The organism is Protofrankia sp. CiP1_Cm_nod4, assembly GCF_982290645.1.
In genome coordinates this window covers 1-5,492 of record NZ_CEVIVC010000185.1, presented here as the reverse complement: position 1 = coordinate 5,492, position 5,492 = coordinate 1, and the positions used below count along the sequence as shown (strand labels likewise).

Genomic DNA, 5,492 nt, shown 5'->3' with positions numbered 1-5,492 from the left:
CTCACCGAGGGTGTCACCGACGCCGAGACCCTGCGCAGCTACGTGGTGACCGACCGGCTGGTCGGGAACTTCGACGAGGCGCTCGGCCTGATCGCGCAGGCGGTGAGCACCGGCACGTCCAGGGGCGTCTACCTGCACGGCTCGTTCGGCTCCGGCAAGTCGCACTTCATGGCGGTGCTGCACGCGCTGCTGCGCGGCGAACCGGCCGCCCGCACGCTCGACGACCGCCTGACCGACGTCGTCGGCAAGCACGACGCGGAGCTGGCCGGCAAGAGGTTCCTGCTCGTCCCGTTCCACCTGCTGGGGGCGAAGTCGATCGAGCAGCGCGTCCTCGGCGGCTACGCCGACCAGCTGCGCGGGCTGCACCCCGACGCCCCGATCCCCGCGGTGCACCGGGCCGAGGCGCTGCTGGCCGAGGCCCGCGGCGTGCGGGCCAAGGTCGGCGACGCCACCTTCCTCGCCGAGCTGAACCGGGCCGGTGCGGGCGGCGGCGAGGAGGACGACTGGGGCGACGACGCCTCCTGGACGCCCACCGAGCTGGACGCGGCACTCGCCCCGGGCGCCGCCCCGGACGGGCGGACCCGCCGGCTGGTCTCCGACCTGCTGACGACCTGGTTCGCGAACACCTTCCGTGACCTGCGCGAGGACGCCGAGGGCTTCGTCTCGCTGGACGCCGGCCTCACCGAGATCGCCCGGCACGCGCGGGACCTCGGCTACGACGCCGTCGTCCTCTTCCTCGACGAGCTGATCCTGTGGCTGGCGAACAACATGGGCGACCAGGCGTTCGTCTCCCGCGAGGTCCAGAAGGTCACGAACTTCGTCGAGGGCGGGCTGGGCGCCCGGCCGATCCCGGTCGTCAGCTTCATCGCCCGCCAGCGGGACCTGCGGGAGCTCGTCGGCGAACAGGTCGCCGGCGACGTGCGGCTGTCCTTCCTCGACGTCCTCACCCTCGCCGACGGCCGGTTCGACAAGATCGTGCTGGAGGACCGCAACCTCCCGCTCATCGCCAACCGGCGGCTGCTGCGGCCGCTGAACGCCGACGCCGAGGCGGCGATCGCGCGGGCGTTCGTCACGACGGCGAAGGTCCGCGCCGAGGTGTGGGACACGATGCTCGGCGGCAGCTCCCAGCTCGGCGCCGACCGGGACGCGTTCCGGCTGTCCTACCCGTTCAGCCCGGCGTTCATGGACACCCTCGTCCACGTCTCCTCGGCCCTCCAGCGCAACCGGACAGCGCTGAAACTCATGCGCCAGTTACTCGTCGACCACCGGAACGACCTGCGTCTCGGCCAGGTCGTGCCGCTCGGCGACCTGTGGGACGTCATCACCCGCGGCGCCGACACCCCGTTCACCGACGTCCTGAAGGCCGAGTTCGACGCGGCGCAGAAGCTCTACGCCCGCAAGCTGCGCCCCTACCTGCTCGACGCGGAGGGCCTCGACGAGGACACCCTCGCCCGGGCCCGCCGCGCCCAGGCTGCTGGCTCCGGTGCCAGCCTGGCACCGGCACCGGCGTCGATGTCGGCATCGACCCGGCGCTCGCGACCAGGGTCCGGCGGTTCACCGCGGACGACCGGCTGGTCAAGACACTGCTGCTGTCCGCGCTCGCGCCGAGCGTCCCGGCGCTGCGCAACCTGACCACGCGGCGGCTCTCCGCGCTCAACCACGGCAGCATCACCAGCCCGATCCCGGGCGGCGAGGCCGGGCTCGTCAGCAAGAAGGCCGAACGCTGGGCCGGCCAGTTCGGCGAGATCAAGTATGTCCCGGTGGAGGGCGGCGACCCGGGCGTCGGCCTGGAACTCGTCGACGTCGAGGTCGACAGCATCCTGAACTCGGCCGTCGCCTACGACAGCGCCGGCAACCGGCGCGCGCTGGTGAAACGGCTCCTCGTCGAGGAGCTCGGCGTCACCGCCACCGGCGACGTCTACGGCGACCGGCTCGACCTCGTCTGGCGGGGTGGCAGACGCTCCGCCGAGGTCGTCTTCGGCTCGATCCGCGGCGGCGAGCTGCGTGACGACCAGCTGGCGCCCGTCGACCCGCGGTCGTGGCGGCTCGTCGTCGACTACCCGTTCGACGACACCGGCGACGGGCCGGTCTACGCCCGGGCGCGTGTCGAGCGGCTGCGCGGCGCCGGCGTCCAGCACCGGACGGTCTGCTGGATCCCCGCCGACCTGACCGCCGCGCGCCTGGCCGACTTAGGGATGCTCGTCCGGCTCGACCACCTGCTCGCCGGCGGCGGGCACCGGTTCGACAGCCACGCCCAGCACCTGAGCGCCGACGACCGGCAGCGCGCCCACGGCGTGCTGAAAAGCCGCTACGACGCGCTGCTGACCAAGACCCGGACCGTGCTGCGCTCGGCCTACGGCCTGACGTCCAAGGACGAGCAGGACGTCACCGCCGACTTCAGCGACCACCTGCGCGCGCTGTGGCCCGGACTGAACCCGACGCTGCCGCTCGGCGCGTCGTTGCGGGAGGCGGGCCGGCGGCTGGTCGGCGACCTGCTCGCCGACCAGTTCCCCGGCCATCCCGACCTCGACCCCGACCAGACCGGGACGCCTGTCAGGCCCGCGGAGCTCAAGCTCGTCCTCGGCTATGTGACCAGAGCGGCCGAGGCGGACGGCGGCTCGGTGGAGGTCGCCCGGGGCGACCGGATCCCGGTACGGCGGATCGCGCCGGCGCTCGGGCTCGGCGTGATGCACGAGGTGCGCTTCGAGCTGGGCCGCGAGTGGGTCGACCACTTCACCCGCTGCGCCGCCCAGGCGGCGGCCGACGGCTCCGGCGCGCCGGGCGCGGGCGCCCTGGGGCCAGGCGCCTCGGGCTCGGGCGACTCGGGCTCGGGCTCGGGCGGTTCGGGCTCGGGGCCGGGCGGTTCGGGGCCGGGCGAGCCGCGGGTCAGCGAGGTGCGGGTCAGCGACCTGCTGCGCTGGATCGACGAGCCGAAGCCGCGCGGCCTGGACGACAACGTCGCGCACCTGGTCGTCGCCGCGTTCGCCGAGCAGACCGACCGGGCCTGGTACCGGCACGGCGGCCTGCTCGCGACCCCGCCCGAGCTGAACGCGATCACCAGGGACATGACGCTGCGCGAGCAGCCGCTGCCCGAGCGCGGCCGACTGGGCGGCCGCCGGCGAACGCGCCCAGGCGATCCTCGGGGTACGGCCGCCGGCGCTGCTGCGCGGCCGGCTGCTACGCGGCTTCGCCGAGGAGCTGGTCGAGAAGGCACGGCCCCGCCGGGCGGCGAGCCAGAAGCTGGTCGACGCCCTGGAGACGCACGCCGCCGCACTCGGGCTCGACCCGCGCACCGGCCTCGCCGCGGCCGGCACCGCCGCGGCCGGCACCGACAGCAACGGCCCCGACAGCAACGGCGCGAACGGGGGCCGGCTGCGGACCGCGCGGGCCGCCCGCGACCTGCTCTTCGCGCTGGACGACCCCAGGGCCGGCGGCACGGAGATCGTCCGGCGGCTGGCCCGCGCCGAGCTCGCCGGCCCGGCCACGCAGCTCGCCGTGAGCATCAGCCGCGCCGACGACGTCACCGACGCGATCAGAGCGGCCCCCTGGGACGAGACCTTCGCCGTCATCGCCGGACTGCCCGAGCCCTACCGGACCGAGGCCCACGAGATCCTCGGGCTGATCCGCGCCACCGGTGCCGCCGACGAGCTGACCACGTCGCTCGCCCCGGCGCTCAACCAGGCCCGCACCAGGGCGACCACCCTGCTCCGCCGCGCCACCACGGCGCCCGTCCCGCCCGTCGATCCCATCAGGCCCGCCGATTCCATCAGGCCCGTCGATCCCACCAGGTCGAGGCCGTGGGCCGAGGTCCCGCCGGTCGGGACCGTCCCGATGAGGCGCGGCACCGGCCAGACCGGCTCCAGGCCGGCCGTCACGATCCCCCCGCCCGGCCAGGGCAGCACAACGGAGGGCGGCGCCGCGGAAGGCGGCACGAGGGCGGGCGGCACCGGAGCCGGCACGGCCGACGCGGGCACGGCCGGCACGGGCACCGCGTGGCGGTGGCGGGGCCGGGTCGGGGAGCTGGAGGAGGCGCTAGCCGAGCTGCGCACCCACGTCGGCGACCAGCCCGGCGATGTCGAGATCATCTGGCGGCCGGCGCCGTGACCCTCCTGTCGTCCCCGGGTGGCGCGGGCGGCGCGGGCGCTCCCCGGGTGACCCCGGCCGTCGTGCTGGGCCGGGTCGACCGGCTGCGGCGCGCCGCGCGGAGCAACCACGGCGGCCAGCCGCGCGTGCTGCTGGTCCGCGCCCAGCCGGACTGGCCGGTGCCGGGGGAGCTGGACGCCGGCGGCCGGCCGGTCCGGGTGGTGCCCTGCGTGTCACCGCTCGCCGTCCTCGAGGAGGTCACCCGCTGGGCGCGCGACCCGGTCGAGGACGGCTGGCTGGTGCTGCTCACCGACGCCGACGAGGAGACGCTGGGTGACTCCGTCCTGGCCCAGGTCTACCGGCAGCGGGTCGACGTCATCGAGCCGTGGCTCGCGGTCCTGGAAGACTTCGGCGCCACCCAGGCCGACCCGCGGCTACGCGCCCCCGAGTACCGCTGGGTCGCGCAGGCGCTGCTGGAGGCCCGTCCCCCGGCCGGCTGGCCGCGCCGGCCCGATGGCCTGAGCCGGCAGGACGCGCTGGCGGAGCTGGCCGCCGTCCGGCTCGGCCTGACCGAGCTGGGTCTGGGCGCCGCCGACCTGGACATCGCCACCCTGCTGCGCTGGACGACCACCCCCGGCGCGACCGAGGCGCTGCGCCGGCTCGGCGACGACGAGCGCGCCGGCCTCACCGCCTACCTGGTCGAACGGACCGGCCGCGCGGGGCGGGCCCTGTTCACCCTGGTCGCCGCCGGCAACGGCGAGCGGGCGCTCGCCCTCGGCCTGGTCTGTGACTGTCTGTGGCCCCGGCGTGGCCGCGACGCCGCCGGCCCGCCGGCACCGGCGGCGGGGGATGTCGCGGCGGTCGAGCGGGCTGCCGAGCGGGCCAGGGTCCGGGTGGAGCGTTACTTCGGCGACGTCCGCCTCGACGACACGACCATGCGCGCGTTCGCTGACGCCGTTCACGAGGTGGTGACGACGGCGCTGGTGGCGGCCCGCCCGGGCACCAGCCGGCTCGGCCTCGACACGGCCGGCGCCGCGTCGGCGACCCTGCACCCGGAGGATGCGCTCCCGGCCCTGCTCGACACCGCGGAGCGGCTGCTCGACGACCTGGACGCCCGGGTGGCCGGCGCCGCGAGCGACATCCTGCGGGCCGGGTTCGACCACCGGCTGGCCGCCGTCGCAGCCACCGTCCGCGACTTCCTCGCCGCCGCCGAGTCCGGGGCCGACCGCACGCTGCTCGCGCGGGCGGCCCGCGACGTCGTGACCGCCGTCGGATCGCTGCGCGACCATCTGCTGGCCGGTGTCGACCGTCCCCCGGTGGAGCGGGCCACGGTGGAGCGGGCCGCGATGGCCGCCCGGCTCGTCGGCTGGCTCGCCACCCAGCCCACCGGTTCGCTCGCCGCCGCGCAC

General features: G+C 76.0%; 3 protein-coding genes and 1 pseudogene. All 4 read left to right on the top strand.

Features of this window, described 5'->3' with window-relative positions:
- Positions 1-1,632 (top strand): DUF6079 family protein (locus tag AC5LSR_RS22000; RefSeq protein WP_493468937.1); only part of this gene is annotated, 1,632 nt, incomplete at its 5' end.
- Positions 1,521-2,942: pseudogene (locus AC5LSR_RS21995) on the top strand (BREX-2 system ATPase PglY family protein); the annotation flags it as partial. The gene AC5LSR_RS22000 and the pseudogene AC5LSR_RS21995, both read left to right, overlap by 112 nt.
- Positions 2,943-3,135: 193 nt before the next feature.
- On the top strand, positions 3,136-4,104 hold the full coding sequence (locus AC5LSR_RS21990) for a BREX-2 system ATPase PglY family protein (RefSeq protein WP_493468940.1): 969 nt from the start codon (positions 3,136-3,138) through the stop codon (positions 4,102-4,104).
- Positions 4,101-5,492: BREX-2 system phosphatase PglZ (gene pglZ / locus AC5LSR_RS21985; protein WP_493468939.1), on the top strand; the 1,392-nt coding region annotated here is incomplete at its 3' end. The genes AC5LSR_RS21990 and pglZ, both read left to right, overlap by 4 nt.